This window comes from Dactylosporangium sp. NPDC006015 (genome assembly GCF_040614215.1).
Lineage (GTDB): Bacteria > Actinomycetota > Actinomycetes > Mycobacteriales > Micromonosporaceae > Dactylosporangium > Dactylosporangium maewongense.
In genome coordinates, this window is sequence record NZ_JBEXUD010000012.1 from 32,628 (window position 1) to 48,704 (window position 16,077).

At 72.7% G+C, this 16,077-nt stretch carries 14 protein-coding genes; 10 read left to right on the forward strand and 4 right to left on the reverse strand.

Annotation, left to right across the window (positions count from 1 at the left end):
* Positions 1-16 precede the first annotated feature (16 nt).
* Complete coding sequence (locus tag ABZ321_RS22600) at positions 17-640, reverse strand: hypothetical protein (RefSeq protein ID WP_354894194.1); 624 nt, start codon at positions 638-640, stop codon at positions 17-19.
* A gap of 89 nt (positions 641-729) precedes the next feature.
* Between ABZ321_RS22600 and ABZ321_RS22605 the strand changes: the two genes are divergently transcribed.
* Positions 730-2,316, forward strand: coding sequence for a class I adenylate-forming enzyme family protein (locus ABZ321_RS22605; protein WP_344499728.1), 1,587 nt, complete (start codon positions 730-732; stop codon positions 2,314-2,316).
* Positions 2,317-2,333: 17 nt separating this feature from the next.
* On the opposite strand, the gene ABZ321_RS22610 is transcribed toward ABZ321_RS22605, so the two are convergent.
* Both ABZ321_RS22610 and ABZ321_RS22615 read right to left on the reverse strand, forming a co-directional pair.
* On the reverse strand, positions 2,334-3,752 hold the full coding sequence (locus ABZ321_RS22610) for a class I adenylate-forming enzyme family protein (protein WP_344499730.1): 1,419 nt from the start codon (positions 3,750-3,752) through the stop codon (positions 2,334-2,336).
* A complete protein-coding gene (locus tag ABZ321_RS22615; protein ID WP_344499732.1) occupies positions 3,749-4,864 on the reverse strand; it encodes a zinc-binding dehydrogenase in 1,116 nt (371 codons plus the stop codon). Before ABZ321_RS22615 ends, ABZ321_RS22610 begins: the two co-directional genes overlap by 4 nt.
* A gap of 79 nt (positions 4,865-4,943) precedes the next feature.
* Between ABZ321_RS22615 and ABZ321_RS22620 the strand changes: the two genes are divergently transcribed.
* The 9 genes from ABZ321_RS22620 to ABZ321_RS22660 all read left to right on the forward strand — a co-directional run bounded on the left by ABZ321_RS22620 (position 4,944) and on the right by ABZ321_RS22660 (position 11,764).
* The gene (locus tag ABZ321_RS22620) at positions 4,944-5,495 is read left to right on the forward strand and encodes a 2-oxoacid:acceptor oxidoreductase family protein (RefSeq protein ID WP_344499734.1); all 552 of its coding nucleotides are present in this window, start codon (positions 4,944-4,946) and stop codon (positions 5,493-5,495) included.
* A complete protein-coding gene (locus ABZ321_RS22625; RefSeq protein ID WP_344499736.1) occupies positions 5,492-6,553 on the forward strand; it encodes a hypothetical protein in 1,062 nt (353 codons plus the stop codon). Before ABZ321_RS22620 ends, ABZ321_RS22625 begins: the two co-directional genes overlap by 4 nt.
* A complete protein-coding gene (locus ABZ321_RS22630; RefSeq protein ID WP_344499738.1) occupies positions 6,550-7,320 on the forward strand; it encodes a thiamine pyrophosphate-dependent enzyme in 771 nt (256 codons plus the stop codon). Before ABZ321_RS22625 ends, ABZ321_RS22630 begins: the two co-directional genes overlap by 4 nt.
* Entirely contained in the window at positions 7,317-8,027 is a 711-nt protein-coding gene (locus ABZ321_RS22635) for a GntR family transcriptional regulator (protein WP_344499740.1), read from the forward strand. Before ABZ321_RS22630 ends, ABZ321_RS22635 begins: the two co-directional genes overlap by 4 nt.
* Positions 8,024-8,245: a 4Fe-4S dicluster domain-containing protein gene (locus ABZ321_RS22640; protein WP_344499742.1), complete on the forward strand. Its 222-nt coding sequence runs from the start codon at positions 8,024-8,026 to the stop codon at positions 8,243-8,245. Before ABZ321_RS22635 ends, ABZ321_RS22640 begins: the two co-directional genes overlap by 4 nt.
* Positions 8,246-8,392: 147 nt before the next feature.
* Entirely contained in the window at positions 8,393-8,725 is a 333-nt protein-coding gene (locus ABZ321_RS22645) for a hypothetical protein (RefSeq protein WP_354894202.1), read from the forward strand.
* 188 nt (positions 8,726-8,913) lie between these two features.
* A complete protein-coding gene (locus tag ABZ321_RS22650; RefSeq protein WP_344499745.1) occupies positions 8,914-9,726 on the forward strand; it encodes a class II aldolase/adducin family protein in 813 nt (270 codons plus the stop codon).
* Between the two features lie 11 nt (positions 9,727-9,737).
* Positions 9,738-10,988 carry an amidohydrolase family protein gene (locus tag ABZ321_RS22655; RefSeq protein ID WP_354894205.1) on the forward strand — a complete coding sequence of 417 codons (1,251 nt, stop codon included), beginning with the start codon at positions 9,738-9,740 and terminating at the stop codon, positions 10,986-10,988.
* A gap of 11 nt (positions 10,989-10,999) precedes the next feature.
* Positions 11,000-11,764 (forward strand): GntR family transcriptional regulator, encoded by a 765-nt coding sequence (locus tag ABZ321_RS22660; protein WP_344499749.1) that lies wholly within the window; start codon positions 11,000-11,002, stop codon positions 11,762-11,764.
* A gap of 928 nt (positions 11,765-12,692) precedes the next feature.
* Here ABZ321_RS22660 and ABZ321_RS22665 read toward each other — a convergent pair.
* Positions 12,693-16,052: a DUF4132 domain-containing protein gene (locus ABZ321_RS22665; protein WP_354894209.1), complete on the reverse strand. Its 3,360-nt coding sequence runs from the start codon at positions 16,050-16,052 to the stop codon at positions 12,693-12,695.
* Between the last annotated feature and the right edge of the window lie 25 nt (positions 16,053-16,077).

Genomic DNA, 16,077 nt, shown 5'->3' on the forward strand with positions numbered 1-16,077 from the left:
CCCAGGTAGGTCAGCTTCAGTGCCTGATGAGGGTCTGGGCCACCTGGCCGTCACCGATGGGGCGGCCGTCGAGGGTGGCGTGCACGTCGAAGAGGTAGCGCCGGCCGCGGACGTCGGCAAGGACGGCCGTCACCACGAACTGCTGGCCGGTGCGGGCCGGGCCGGTGTGCCGTACCCCGATCCAGGTGCCCAGTGACGCGGTTGCCGGCGCGAAATACGGGCGCAGGACGTCGGCGGCGGTGTCCTCCAGGCAGGCGATGAGCGCCGGGGTGCTCAGCACCGGCTCGGTGTCCGGGACGTGGTCGGTGGTCTGGTCCGCGGTGACCGTGAAGGTGCGGGTGCGGGAGGCGCCTGGGCCGAGGTCGGTGCGCAGCAGCCGGTGCGGTGCCTCGTCGCGGGGTGCGCCGTGGCGCACGCGGAGGTCGGCGACGAGCCGCTCACCCCGCACCAGCCGCAGCATCACCACCCGGCCGCCGGTCGCACCCTCCACGGAGGTGAGCCGCAGCGGGTCGTCGCCGTGACCCGCTGGGTCGCCGTGCCAGATGAGCTGCTCCACGTGGGCGTCCGCCGGGATGGGCAGCAGCGGCAGGATGCGAAGGTCCGCCGGGGTGCCGGCGGGGGCAGTCCAGAGGTCCGGCACGCGGCGCTCCCTACCTTGACATGCTCGAAGGGTCAGGAACAGAATGGCACAACCAAGCGCTTGTTTGGTAGAGGTCTTGGGGGTTCTTCGTGCACGACCTGTTCCCCGCCGGAGCCGCGCCGGCGCCCGGCAGCGTCCACGAGCGCTACGTCGCCGACCGCCTCGCCGAGGTGCGGGACGGCGAGACGCTGCCCGACACCGTCCGCCGGCACGCCGCGGCGCAACCGGACGGCGTCGCCTTCGTCGCCGGCGACGACCGGCTCACCTGGGCGCAGTTCGACGCCCGCTCCACCGCCTTCGCGCAGCGGCTCGCCGACGCCGGGCTCCCGCGCGGCACCCGCGTCGGGGTCCTGCTGCCCGACGGCGTCGAGGTGCACGTCGTGTACCTCGCCGCGATGAAGGCCGGCATGATCGTCGTCGCGATCGGCCCGCGGGCGGCCCGTCTGGAGGTCCGGCACCTGCTCACCGTCGGGGGTGCCACCGCGCTCGTCAGTCTGGCCCGGCACCGCGACGAGCCGGTCGCCGCACTCGTGGAGGGGCTCGGCATCGTCGTACACCTCGAAATCCAGAAACTCGAGGACGGCACGGTCGCGCCGAAAGGGGCGCACGAGCTGCGCCGCGACGAGATCCACCTGCTGAACTCGACGTCCGGCACGACCGGCATGCCCAAATGCGTGGTGCACAACCAGGACCGCTGGTTCTACTACCACGAGCTCGCCGTCGAGTGTGGCGACCTGCGCCCCGACGACGTGTTCCTGACGCTGATCCCGGCGCCCTACGGCTTCGCGCAGTGGACCGCCAACTTCACCCCCACGCTGCTGGGCGCCCCAACCGTGGTCATGCCCCGCTTCTCCGCCGACGAGGCGCTGCGCCTCATCGAGCGCGAGCGGGTCACCGTCGTGTGCTGCGTCAGCACCCAGTTCATCATGATGCTCAACTCGCCGGTCGCCTCGGACGTGGACCTGTCGTCGCTGCGGGTCATGTTCACCGGCGGCGAGGCCGTGCCGTTCGAGCGGGCCGCCGAGTTCGAACGCCGCACCGGCGCCAGAGTGTTGCAGTTCTTCGGCTCCAACGAGACCGGCGCACTGTCGCGGACCTCGGTCACCGACACCACCGACCAGCGGCTGCGTACCGCCGGGAAGGTCATCGACGCGATGCGGGTGCGGCTGTTCGCCGAGGACGGCACCGACGTTACCGCCGTCGGCGGCCCCGGCCAGGCCGCGTGCGCCGGCCCCGCCACGTGCCTGGGCTACTTCGCCGACCCGGCCGCCAACGAGGCGCTGTTCACGGCCGACGGCTGGATGCTCACCGGCGACATCTGCACCATCGACGCCGACGGCTACCTGCGGGTCGTGGACCGCAAGTCCGACTTCATCATCCGCGGCGGCAAGAACATCAGCGCCGCCGCTGTCGAGGACCACGTCGGCTCGCACCCCGCGGTCGCCATGGTCGCCGCGGTGGCAGTGCCGGACCCGACATTCGGCGAGCGGGTCTGCGCCTTCGTCGTGCTGCGCGACGCGGAGACCCTCGACCTCGACGGGCTCCGCCAGCACCTCGACGTGCGCGGGGTGTCCCGGGACAACTGGCCGGAGCGCCTGGAGATCGTGCCGGACCTGCCCCGCGGCTCCGGTGGCAAGGTCGCCAAGGCCCAGCTCCGCCAGCGCCTGCGTGCCTGAACGGCGTTGCCGGGCCGTCAGGCCTTCGGGTCGGTGAGCAGATCGCGCAGGCGGCCGCGCTGGATCTGGCCGGTCGCGGGGGTGCGGGGGATCGTGCTGGTCGTCGCGACTCGGCGGGGCACCTTGAACCCGGCGAGCCGGCCCTCCACATGCGACCGCACCTGGGCCACCGTCGGCGGCGGGCAGCCGTCGGGGACCACGAACACCGCGCAGACGACCTCGCCCCACCGGTCGTCGGGCAGGCCGACGACCGCCACGTCGAGCACGCCCGACAGGTCGCGTAGCGCGTGCTCGACCTCCGCCGGGCCGACCGACTCGCCGCCGGTGCGGATCACCTCGCGGGTGCGGCCGGTCAGGAACAGGTAGCCGTCCTCGTCGAGGCGGCCGAGGTCGCCGGAGCGGTACTCGCCGGTGAGCGGGTCGGCGCCGAGGTAGCCGTTCATCAGCGCGGGGCCTTCGACGCAGACCTCGCCGTCGGCGGCCAGCCACAAGGCGTTCGGGGTCGCGGCCCGCCCGACGCTGCCGGGCTTGCGGGCCAGATCCCAGTCGTGCAGTGCCGCCATCCGGCCGGCCTCGGTGGAGCCGTACAGGATCGTCGTGGTCGTGCCGGGCAGCCTGGCCTTGATCCGTTCGACGAGGTCCGCGGCGACGCTGGACGTGCCGGTGTCGGCGTGCAGGAGCGAGCGCAGGTCGGCGGCGCGGTGCTCCCGGTCCAGCAGACGTTCCCAGACCGCCGGGATGCAGTACAGCGCCGAGGGGCGCTGCCGGCGGACCACGTCGATCACCTCGACGGCGTCGGCGCGGCGCACCAGGTGCACGGCGGTGCGGTGCTGCCAGGCCTCCATCACGTAGTGCCAGCCGCCGTAGTGGTACAGCGGGAACGTGCACACCACGCCGCCGTGCCCGCGCAGGCCGCTGGTGAACGTGCCGCCGCCGGGTGCCGCACGCAGCCAGCTCGCCCGGTGGCTGACCAGGGCGCCCTTCGGTGTGCCGGTGCTACCGCTGGTCAGGTACACGATGTGCGGCGCCGCGTCGTCCACCGGCCGCCGGTCCCAGACGCTGGAGCCGTTGCCGAGGGTTTCGTGGTGTACGACTCCCGCCTCGCCGAACGCCAGGTCCGACAGCACGAGCCGGGGGTCGAGGTACCGGCGGACCGCGTCGCGTTCGTGCACCGGCAGGGCGGGGTTCAGCGGGGCGAACACCGCGCCGAGCCGCGCGCAGGCGACGAACACGTCCAGGGAGCGCAGGGTGGGCGTCGCGCACCACAGCACGATGTCGCCGGTGCCGACCCCGCGGGCGGCGAGGGCGTTCGCGGTCCGGTTCGCGGCGACGTCCAGCTCCGCGAACGTCACCGCCCCCGCGCCGAGGGTGGCAGCGGTCCGTCCAGGGGCGGTGAGCGCGGCAAGCGTGACGATGTCCCCGATCAGCAGGCTCATGCGGCTGCGTCCCAGGGGCCGATGCTGACCTGTGCGGGGCCGGCTGCGGCGTGCGCCGCCTTGTCGCGGGTGATCTCCAGGGCCTTCGGCAGCGCGTCGACGCCGTCGAGCCGGTGCGTCACCAGGCAGTCGAGGTCGACGTAGCCGCGGCGCACCAGGCGCAGCGCCTGCTCGAACGCGCTGCCGCCGGGGGAGTAGCCGCCCGCGCCGGACCGCGGGTGCAGCAGTGCCACGGCACGCTCCCGCAGCAGGCCCAGCGGTGCGCTCGCGTGCCGGGGCAGGACCGCGACCATGACGATCCGCCCGCCGCGCCGCACGCATTGGGCGGCCAGCTCCAAGGTGGACGTGCCGGCGAGTCCGGCGCTCGGCATGCCGCCCGCGGTCTCGAACACCACGTCGGCGCCGATGCCGCCGGTCGCCTCCAGGACCGCGGCGTGGACGTCCTCGGTCGCGTCGATGACTGCATCGGCACCGGCCGCGAGAGCGAGCCGCCGCTTGGCGGGGCTGCGGCCGGTGACGATGATCAGGCCGGCGCCGCCGTGCCGGGCCACCTGCGTGTGCAGCACGCCCATCACGCCGGCGCCGAGGATCAGGACGCTGTCGCCGGGCCGCACCTCGGCGATGGCGTGCCCGTGCAGCGCGCCGGCGAGGGGCTGCACGGCGGCGGCCTGCGCCGCGGTGACCCCGTCCGGGACGGTGACGACCGACTTCGCCGGCACGGCGACCCGCTCGGCGAACGCCCCCGCCCGGGTGAAGCCGAGCACACCGGGGGAGGGGCAGGCGTCCGGGCGGTCCCGGCGGCAGGCGGCGCAGGTGCCGCACGCGGCCGTCTCGACGGCGGTCACCCGGTCCCCGACCGCGTGCCCGCTTCCCGGCCCGGCGACGCTGATGACCCCGGCGAACTCGTGGCCGCCGAAGCGGGTCGGCCCGGCGGCGAGCCGGGCGGCGAGGACGTCGTGCATGGCGACCGGGTCACCGGCGATGAGCATGCACTCGGTGACGCTCGGCTGGACGCAGGCGACGTCGATGACGACCTCGTCCGGCCCGGGGACCGGGTCCGGGACCTCCTCGACGGTCGGATCGCCGAAGCCGTGCAGTACCAGTGCCCGCATCTCATGCTCTCCTCGGCCGTGCTTGACGGTGCAGTTAGATTTTGTATTCAATATTCAAATCTCGTCAAGGGAGGCTCGGATGGAGCGGGAGCTCATCGTCACCGGGGTCGGCGGGCAGGGCATCCAGCTGCTCGCGAAGACCCTCGCCCTCGCCGCCACCCGGGAGGGGCGCTATGCGATGCTCGCCGCAGACTACGGCGGCGAGATGCGCGGCGGGCCGTCCAAGGCCGGCGTCGTCGTCGGCGACGCCCCACTGCACGCCCTGCCGATCCTGCCGTCAGCCTGGTCCGCGATCTTCGCCCACCATCGCTTCGCCGAGGGCGTGCAGGACCGGCTCCGACCCGGCGGCATCGTCGTGGCCAACACCCCGCTCGTCGACCCCGACGGCTTCCGCGCCGACCTGCGGGTCTTCGTCGTCGACGCGATGGCCGCGGCCAAGGAGTGCGGCGCGCCGAACGCGTCCGGGTTCGTCCTCCTCGGCGCCTACAACGCCCTCACCACGATGGTGGCGGCGGCGTCGCTGGTCGCCGCGATGGAGGAACTGCTGCCTCCCTACCGGCAGCAGCACGCCCCCGCCAACGCGCGCGCCCTCGAGGCGGGCGCCCTGACCGTGCGGGCCGGTGTGGCATGAGCCTGGAGCTGCTCGACGGCGGGGCCGCCATGGCTGAGGCGGCGATCGCCGCCGGGTGCCGGTTCTTCACCGGCTACCCGATGTCACCGTTCACCGGCCTGCTGGAGGAGATGTCACGGCGGCTGCCCAAGGCCGGCGGGGTCTGCCTCAACGCGGAGAGCGAGATCGAAGGCGTCAACATGACCCTCGGCGCCGCCGCGGCCGGAGCCCGCGCCGCGACCGGCTCGTGCGGGCAGGGCATCGCGCTGATGCAGGAGGCGATCGCCGAGGCCGCGCTCAACGAGACCCCGTTCGTCGTGTTCAACCTGGCCCGCAACCAGCAGGACTACTTCCAGGCCACCCGCGGCGGCGGCTGGGGCGACTACCGCACGATCACCCTCGCCCCGAAGGACGTCCCGGAGGCCATCGAGCACACCCAGCTGCTGTTCCACCTCGCCGACAAGCACCGCGCGCCGGTCATGCTGTACGGCGACCCGCTGCTCGCGCAAACCCGCGTCGGCGTCGACGTCCAGGCCCTCGACTTCGGCCCGCTGCCGGCCAAGGACTGGGCGCTGGACGGCACCGGCGGCGGCACCGGCCGCAGCCGCCAGATCTGGACCTGGGCGATGGGCAAGGCCAACGACCCCGGCCCCGGCCCCGACGGGCACTGGCGCGCGGTCGCCGACAAGTTCGACCGGATCGCCGCGGAGGAGCAGCGCCACGAGGAGTCCATGGTGGACGACGCCGAGACCGTCGTGGTGGCGTTCGGCACGGCGGCGAAGTTCGTCGAGCACGTCGTGACCGGGCTGCGCGCCGAAGGCCACCGCATCGGCTGGTTCCGGCCCGTCACCCTGTGGCCGTTTCCCGGCGCCGCGCTGCGCCGTGCCACCACCGGCGCCCGCAACGTCCTGGTCTTCGAGCTCAACGCCGGGCAGATGCTCGACGACGTGCGCATCCACGCCGCCGACCGCGACGCCGTCCGGTTCGTCGGCGGGGTCAGCATCGCCGAGTCCGGGCTCTCCTACGGTCCCCTGCTCGACGCCCCCGTGATCCGCGAACGAATCCTAGGTGCGACATGATCATCGACACGTCCGGGCCGCCCGCCGTCCCGGCGAAACAGGTCGCCGACTTCAAGCCCAGTCTCTTGCTCGGCGAGCACTCGCTGTGCCCTGGCTGCGGCGAGCCCGTCGCCCTGCGGATCCTGCTGGAGGTGCTGCAGGAGCTCGACATCGTGCAGCGCAGCATCGGCGTCGTCGGGCACGGCTGCTACGGCAGCTTCGTGCGCATCATGGACGTCGACGTCCTGCAGTGCCTGCACGGCCGCGCCCCGGCGTGCGCCACCGGCATCAAACGGGTCCGCCCCGGCGTCGCCGTGTTCACCCTGCAGGGCGACGGGGACATGGCCAACGAAGGGCTGCAGGAGGTGCTGCACGCCGCCGCCCGCGGTGAGAACATCACCTGCGTGATGCTCAACAACGGGGTCTTCGGCGACACTGGCGGCCAGCAGACCGCCGCCACCGTCCTCGGCCAGCGCACCAAGACCAGCATCGACGGGCGCGACCCGGACACCCACGGCTACCCGATCCCGGTCGCCGACCTGGTCGCGTCGCTGCAGGGCGTCGGCTACGTCGCCCGCGGCGCCGTCTCCAGCGCCGGTGGGGTGCTGCAGGCGAAACGGATGCTGCGCAAGGCGTTCGAGACCCAGCTCGCCGGCGGCGGGTTCAGCCTGGTGGAGATCCTCACCATGTGCCCGACCGGCTGGTTCGTGCCGACCGCCGAAGGACCGTCGTATCAGCAGGGCACCATGGAGCAGACGTACGGCATCGGCGAGCTGGTGACCCGGTGAAGCTGCAGCGGGCCAACACCAGCGAGGCGGTCGCGGCGCACGTGCTGGACCTGTTGTTCGCCGGTGAGCTGCGCAGCGGCCAGCGTCTCGACCTCGACGAGATCGCTTCGCGGCTCGGCGTGAGCCGGGTGCCGGTCCGCGAGGGCCTCATCCAGCTCGAACGCGACGGTCTCGTCGAACGCGCCCACTACAGGCGGGCGTTCGTCGCGGAGTTCGACGACGCCACCGTCCGGGAGGCGTTCGAGCTCTACGGCATGCTCAGCGCGTTGACCAACCGCCGCGTCGCCGCGCGCCGCGACCCAGCGGTCGTGGAGGCTCTGGGCAAGCTCGACGAGAGCCTGGCCGGCTGCGACGACCCGGCCGAATTCGAGTCCCTGGCCCGCGAGTTCCGCCGGGTCGTCAACGTCGCCGGCGCCCGCAACCACCTGCGGGCGCTGCTGCGCACGTTCAGCGGCCTGGTCCCGGCCGCGGCCCGGTTCTCCATCGACGACGCCCTGCCGGCCGAGCGTGCCGCCCTGCACGCCGAATACGCCGCGATCCGCGACGGGGACCCCGACGCCGCCGGCGCCGCGGCCCTCGCGCACCTGCGCCTCACCGCCGACAACGCCGTCGCCGCGCTGCGCCGCCGCGGCGTCTTCCCACCGTCCGTCGTGGACGGTGCAGAGTGGACGGACGCGGCGGCCGTCCTGAAGGGAACGACCCCGTGAGCCGTGGCACCCTCGTCATCGACACCGACCGCTGCAAGGGCTGCGAGCTGTGCCTGGCCGCCTGCCCCCCCAGCGTGCTGAGCATGTCCGCGACCGTCAACGAGCAGGGCTACCGGTATCCGGAGCTGCACGACGGCTGCACTGGATGTACCGCCTGCCAGATCGTCTGCCCCGACTTCGTCATCGCCGTCTACCGATACACCCCGCCGCCCGCGTGAGGGCGGCGAGGCTCCCGACGGACGGTCAGTTGTTGGAGTCGGCGCTGGTCAGGAAGCCGGCGTTGACCCGCGCGCCGCCGCTGTCGTAGCAGGCCACGTCGCGCGCACAGTCACACCGAGACGGTTTGCCGACAGTCCGTGGCGCTGGTGTTCGTTCGCCATGTCCTTCGATATCTCGCGACGCCGCACCCGGCGGTCCTCGCCGTCGCCGTCGCCGCCGTGTGGTTCCTCGTCCGCGACGAGCCGGCCGCCCCCGACGCCGGTGACTGCCTGAGGAAACCCACCCCGTCGACGTTCGAGACGGCCGACTGCGGGTCCACCGGCGCGCGGTACGTCGTGCTCGGCCGGGTCGAGAACCGCACCGACGAGGACGCCAGGGACGTCTCGATCATCTGCGCCCGCTGGCCGGACGCCACCTTCGACTACTGGCGCGAACAGCCCGGCAGCAAGGGCGTCGTCATCTGCGCCAAGGAGCGCTAGCCCGCGGGGCTTGATGAACACGTCGTCTACCCGGTGGATCGGTGGTCCCAGCAGACCGGCAATCCACTGGGTAGTCATGCTGCCGCCTTGGGCGGCGCCACGTCAGTGGCGAGGCGAATTCAACCAAGCGATTGCTTGATTTGCTGGCGGGGTGCGGCTTAATCTTCTAAAAGATTTGGAGGTGAGCCGTGACACTCACGACAGCACCGCCCGGCTCGACCGACGCGCCCATGCGCGACGGCGGGACCGCCACCTGGTCGCCCCGCATCACCCCGCCGATCGGCGTCGACCTCACCGACCGGCAGGCCCTGGCCTGCGCGTTCCGCATCCTGGGGAACAGCGGCTTCAGCGAGAACATCGCCGGCCACATCACCATGGTCAAAGACGGCCAAGGCGGCACCGAAGGTGCCATGTGGGTCAACCCGTGGGGCCTGTGGTGGGAGGAGATCTCCGCGTCCGACCTGTGCGTGGTCGACCGGGACGGCACCGTCCTGGATGGCCGGTGGGACGTTACCCCGGCCATCCACATCCACACCGAACTGCACCGGGTCCGGCCCGACGCCAGGGTCGTCGTGCACAACCACCCGTACTACGTCACCGTGCTCGCCGCGATCGGGGTGCTGCCGCAAATCGTGCACCAGACCGGGTGCATGTACGACGGCGACCTCGCGTTCGTGCACGAATACACCGGCGAGGTCGACGACGCCGCGCTCGGCGCCGACCTGGCCCGCCGGATCGGGGACAGCTCCGTGGTCATCCTCGCCAGCCACGGCATCATCGTCACCGCCCCGACGATCCAGGAGGCGACATACCGCTCGGCGAGCATCGACCGTGCCTGCCGCCTCGCCTACGACGTCATGCTGCTCGGCCGCGACCCCCTGGAGATCGCCCCCGGCCTGCGGCACGGCATGAAGAAGTCACTGCTGGAGCGCGGCACCGACGTGTTCTGGGCCGGCGCCGTGCGCTCACTGCTGCGCCGCGAGCCCGAAGTACTGGACTGAAAGGCAACGTCATGGCATCGATCGACGAGTTACTGCAGAACAGTTCGTTCACCATCGCCGACCGGTCGAAGGTGACCTTCCTGCCCGACCCGCCCCGCCAGCCCCGCAAGTACACGTTCATCTCCGTCGACGACCACATCGTCGAGCCGCCCGACGCGTTCGAGGGCCGCATGCCGGCGAAGTTCGCCGAGCAGACGCCCCGGGTCGTCGAACAGGACGGCAGCCACGTCTGGATCTACGACGGCAAGGAGTTCCCGAACGTCGGCTTCAACGCTGTCGTCGGCCGGCCGGTCGACGAGTACAGCATGGAACCGAGCCGCTTCGACGACATGCGCCGCGGCTCGTGGGACATCCACGAACGCATCAAGGACATGGACCTCAGCGGCGTGTACGCCTCGCTGTGCTTCCCGTCGTTCCTGCCCGGCTTCGCCGGCCAGCGCCTGCAACTGTCCACGAAGGACACCGAGCTGGCCCTCGCCGCCACCCGCGCCTGGAACGACTGGAACATCGAGGCGTGGTCCGGCGCCTACCCGGACCGCATGATCCCCTGCCAGCTGCCGTACTTCCTGGACCCCGAGGTCGGCGCCCAGGAGATCTACCGTAACGCCGAGCGCGGGTTCAAGGCCGTCACCTTCACCGAGGCACCGCACCTGCTCGGCATGCCGTCGCTGCACACCGGGCACTGGGACCCGATCATGCGCGCCTGCGAGGAGACCGGCACCGTCATCAACCTGCACATCGGCTCGTCGGGAACCTCGCCGTCCACCGCCCCGGACGCCCCACCGGACGTCGTCGGCGTGCTGTTCTTCGGGTACTCGATGTTCTCCGCCGTGGACTGGTTGTACTCCCGTATCCCGGTGCGGTTCCCCGGCATCAAGATCGTGCTGTCGGAGGGCGGCATCGGCTGGGTGCCCGGCCTCGTCGACCGGCTCAACCACATGCTGAGCTACCACGAGATGTACGGCACCTGGAAGGGCATCGACCTGACCCCAGCCGAGGTGCTGCTGCGCAACTTCTACTTCTGCGCGGTCGAGGACCCGTCGTCCTTCGCGCTGCGCGACGTCATCGGCGTCGACCACATCTTCCTCGAGCAGGACTACCCGCACTGCGACTCGACCTGGCCGCACACCCAGCGCACCATCGAGGAGGAGATCGGTGGCCTGCCCGACGCCGACGTGCGCAAGATGACCTGGGAGAACGCGTCCAGGGTATACCGGCACCCGGTCCCACCCGCGGTCCAGGACGACCCGGACGCCTACTAGACTCCGCCTCCATGGTCTCAGCCGACCGGCTCGCCGAGCAGGTGGCCGATCACATCCGCGGCCAGATCGTGCGCGGTGAGCTCGCAGACGGTGCCCCGCTGCCCAAGTCGGAGGAACTCATCCAGCGCTACCCGGTGAGCATGCCGACGTTCCGCGAGGCGATGCGCATCCTGGAGGCGGAAGGCCTGATCACGGTCCGCCGGGGACGGCTCGGCGGTGCGGTCGTGCACCGGCCCTCCCCGGCGAACCTCGGCTACAACCTCGGCCTCGTCCTCGCCGCGCAACGCGTCGGCATCGACGACGTCGCCACCGCGCTCCGCCACGTCGAGCCGGCCTGCGCCGCCCTGTGCGCAGGCCGGCCCGACCGGGCCGACACCGTGGTCCCGCGGCTGCGGGCGCTGCACGAGGAGTATCTGGCCCGCATCGACGACCTGGTCGAGGTCGTCGGCGTGTCCCGCCGCTTCCACGAGGCCCTCGTCGGCCTGTGCGGCAACCCGCCGCTGATCGTGCTCGCCGGGGCGCTGGAAGCCCTGTGGTCCAGTCACGAGCAGGACTGGGCCACCCGCATCCGGGAGACCACTGGCGTACCACTGCGCGAACGCCGCGCGGCCGGCGAGGTGCACGGCCGGATCCTCGCGCTCATCGAGCAGGGCGCCGCCGACGAGGTGCACCGGCTCGTCACCGAGCACCTGACGTCCGCGCAGCGCAACCCCAGCCCGGCCGGCCCGTCCGCCGTCATCGACGCGGCCCTGATCCGCCGGCAGCCACGCGGGTAGCGGAGGTAACGGCCTTTCGAACGCGGTTGGATCGCTGGCCTTTCGACACCCGCATGCGGTGCGATGCAGTTGTAGGACCGCCCGCCGAACCCGGGTGCGTCGGGTGGAGGCACGATGGTGGTCATGGAGCGTGCGGGGTGGGACCGGTCCGTGAGACGACGGACCAGCCGGCGGTGCGCCGCGGCAACCTGAGCCGCACGCTGCGGCACATCCGCGCCAGCGGGCCGCGGTCCCGGGCCGCGATCGCCGCCGGCCTGCACAAGACGACCGTGTCGAGTCTCGTCGAAGAGCTGCTGAGCCGCCGCCTCGTCCGTGAGACCGGGCTCGAACGGTCCGGCGTCGCCGGTCGCCCGGCGCGCAGGGTGGCGCTGTCACCTGAGCTCGGCGCGGTCCGGGATCGAGATCAACATGGACTACCTGGCGGTGCACGGCTGCTACCTGACCGGCCGGACGGGTCGTCGAGCGACGGGTCGGCTTCGACGCGCAGGGTCGCGACGTCGAGACCTGCCTGGCCGATCTGGCCGCCGCTCGTACCATCGCGGAACTGACGGATCATGGTGTGACCCCGGTGCAGCACTGACCGCGGCGGAGGAGACACAGCGACGCCGGGAACCACACGAGCTTCCGCTCTCGCAATGTCTGACCGACAACGGAATCCGGCCGTCCATGGGGCCCGTCGGCGACTCGTTCGACAACGCACTGATGGAGTACTTCTGGTCGACCCTGAAGATCGAACTGGTCCATCGCACCAGCTGGCGAACCCGCGACCAGGCAGGCTCCCCCGGTGGTGTTGTACGCGGTGATGCGCATCCCTTGCCGGGGCCAGGACCGGCGTACCTGCAGGCGGAACCAGCCGCGGGCGTAGCTCACGACGAGGCGGTACACGGCGCTGGCCGCGGCGGTCGCCGGACGGTGTGCGGGGTTGAGGTCATGGCTGCTGGGGCGTGAGGACCTCCGTCAGGTCGCGGAGCATCTCGGAGGCGGTGACGGGGTCGAGGGCGTCGAACGTGCGGGTCAGGGTGCGTGGGGCCCAGGTGCCCCGCGGGTGGTCGTTGAGCCAGACGGTCCTGAGCTCCTGGTCGGTGAAGATGTCGTGGGCGCCGATCGGGATGCCGGGGTCCAGGTCGATGACGATGGCGCGGTTGTCCGGGGCGGGGCGCCAGATCCAGCACTGCACGCCGGCGTCCTGGGGCTCGCCGCGTCGCCAGCCGCGGCGTTCCAGGCCGAGGAGGGTCTTCGTGGGGACCTTCAGGTCGGTGAACCTGGCGAGGCTCGTCGACGCCCGCTCCGACGCGGTCAGTGTGTGCACCGCGCGGCCCAGCTGCGCGAAGGGCTGGAGGATCTCGTAGTCGGCGAACAGCGACACCCAGGCGGGCAGGTCCGCGCCGAGCAGGACGGGGTGGGCGAGGGCGACGGCCGCGGTGGGCGGGAGGGTGTACGAGTCGTCGGCGGCGTCGGCGAAGGTGCCGTCCTCCGCGACACGGAACGCGGTCACGCCGAACGTGGTCATGCCACCGTTGTCCGCGGCGGCGGTGGTCGCGTCGACGCCGGGTTCGGTCGGAAGGAGGGTGGCGGTCCACACGAGGCGCCGGGCGATGTGCCGCAGTAGCGGGTGCGCCACGACGTGGTCCTGGAACGATGCTGCCGTCCAGTGGCGCCGGCTGACCATCGCGGCCTCCAGGCGGCGGATCTGGTCGGCGGCGATGGTGCGGACGTCCTTCTTGAGGGCGGTGTAGCGCTGGTACGCGGCGGGCGCCAGCTCCTGGTCGTCGCGCGCCCCCGGCTTCGGCAGGTCCTTGCGCGGCGCGCCGCCGTCCACGGTGACATAGGGCTTGAGCTGCTCGTCGAAGCCGACCACGAACTGGCGGGGCCCGTAGTTCAGCAGGAGGGAGCCGGAGGCGTCGAGGCCGAGATCGGGGACCAGGCGGTCGGCGAGCTGCTCCTCGGTGAGGCCGAGCGAGGCGGCGACCTCGGCGACCTTCTCCGTCGCCCGCTCCTTGAGGCCCTTGAACTTGGCCTTCTGCGCGATCCCGCTCAGGTGCGCCAGCGCGAGGTCGGAGCCGATGCCGGCGAGGACGTCCAGGCCGGTGACGGCCTTCGCGTGGCCGCCTTCGCCGGGCCAGGCGCGGATCACGGGGGAGAGGCGGCGGACGGTGTCGTCGTCGCCGAGCCACTGCAGGGCGAGCAGGGGCCACGGCTCCTTCGGCGGGGCGCCGACCGACTGCCACTGGGTGAACACGGCCCAGGCGAACTGGGCGAGGGAGCGGCGGTCGAGCTGCTCGACGACGAGCGGCACTCCCGCATACACCTCGTCGGGCCGGGAGATGGCGAGCATCGTGCACAGGTGGCGGGCCGGCTCGTCGCCGAGGGCGGCTGAGCGGTCCTTGAGCAGGATGCGGGGCATCAGCGAAGGGTCGGCCCAGGCCGGCAGGTCGGGGATCTTCGCCGGCAGGACGTCGAGGGTGCTGCCGCCGAGCAGCGCGTCGAGCGCCGCGCCGGCGTCGGGGCCGAACGAGGTGCCGGCGGCGAGGACCTCGTCGCGGTGCCGGACCGCGAGCATCCGCAGCACCTCCTCGGCCGCCTGCCGGTCCGGGCCGGTCGGGCCCACCGCGGCCGGGGTCAGCGCCCGGGCCGCATACGCCGGGTGCCGGTCGAGCCAGGCGAGCACGAGCGCCCGCAGCGACTTGAGCCGCCGCAGCGAGCGGGCCATGTGCGTGGCGACCTCGGGCGAGGCGAACGGCAACAGCAGCTCGGTGCACGTCCCGGCCTGCTTGTCCGCGAGATGCAGGGCGGCCGGCAGCGCGGCGAGCCCGAAGCGGGCGGCGATCGGCGGGAACCACTGCGGGGCGTCCCAGATCCGCTGGGGGCGCCAGTCGGGCAGCAGCTCGGCGACCACGTCGTCGGGGGCGGTCAGCATGAGCGTGACCTCGTGGTGCCCCTGCAGGGCGCCGGCGCGGTAGTGCTGCACCGCGGTCTCGATGGAGGTGTCGAGGGCCCACCAGGTCGCATTCGGCACGCGCCGCGCGGCCCACGCGTCCCGCTCGCCCGGCGCCCAGTCGAGCCCGGGCTCGGCGGTGAAGCCGAGGCCGGGGACGACCTGCGGCCGCGAACGCGGGCGCCGCACCGTCCACGGCGGGGTGACCAGCAGCTCCGGCAGCGCCGGCGGCGACGCCAGGGGCACGGCGCTGTCGTCGGCCAGGATGGCCTCGACCCGCGCCTGCGCGGCGGGCGGCAGAGAGACGCCGGCGGTGAGGTCGCGGTGCGCGAGGACGTGCACCCGCAGCACGTCCTGCGCGGCCCGGCCGGCGTCGGCGGCGAGGATGCGCAGCGCCCGCTCCGGGAAACGGCGGGCCGCGTCGAGGGCGGCGAGCGGCACGTACTTGCGGTCGAGGCGGGCGACCAGCCCCGCGAACGCCTCGTCGGTCGGGAACAGCGCCAGGGTGCTCACGAGCCGCTGCTGGATCGCGGCATCGACGTTGCCCGCATCCAGCCACTCCAGCAGGTGCGGCGTGACGGCGGGTCCGGTGCCGTCCACGGCGGTCGCGAGGGCCTCAGTGTCGCGGGCGAGCCACCAGCCGCCGGAGGGCGCCGCCGCGGCCAGGTGCGCGCTGCCGGACGCCGCGCACCACAGCAGCTTGGCCCGGTAGTTGTCGGTGGTGCCGGCCAGCTCCGCGGCGACGCCGTCGACCCAGTCCCGCTGCGTGGGGACGAGGAACGCGGCGGCGGCCCGCCGGTAGGCCGATCGGTCCCGGTGGCCGGCGAGCATCGCGACCACCGCGGCGTGGTCGTCGTCGGACGCGACGGCCAGCGACGCCCTGACCCGCCCGGCGAGCGCCACCCAGTGCGGGAAATAGCCCCAGCCGGGCAGGGTCCGCCACGTCACCCGCGCCGGCACCTGGACGCTGTTGTGCATGTAACCGCCGGTGTCCAGGTCGACCGCCTCCATCGTGGCGGCAGCGGCGAACAGCAGCCCCCTTGAGGGGATCCACAGGTCGGCGAGCCGGGCCAGCCGGCCCGTGTCCTTCCACGCCACGTAGGGGGCGACGAGCGCCGCCACCACCCCCGCGCCGGCGGCAGGGCCGCTGGAGGGGTCGGCGAGATACGCCCGCGCGGGCGCCACGAGCGAAGGGTCGCTGTCGGGATGGTCGAGCCGGGCGTCGATCATGCCCCGCGCAGCGGCGATGAGCTCCGTCCCCCGGGCCCGGTCGTGCTTCAGTGCGGGCCCAGGGGTGCCGCCCCGGCGGGGGATGAACACTTTGCGCCAGGAGGCCGGAAACTCGAGATCCACGCCGACACACTAACGACGAGGTACG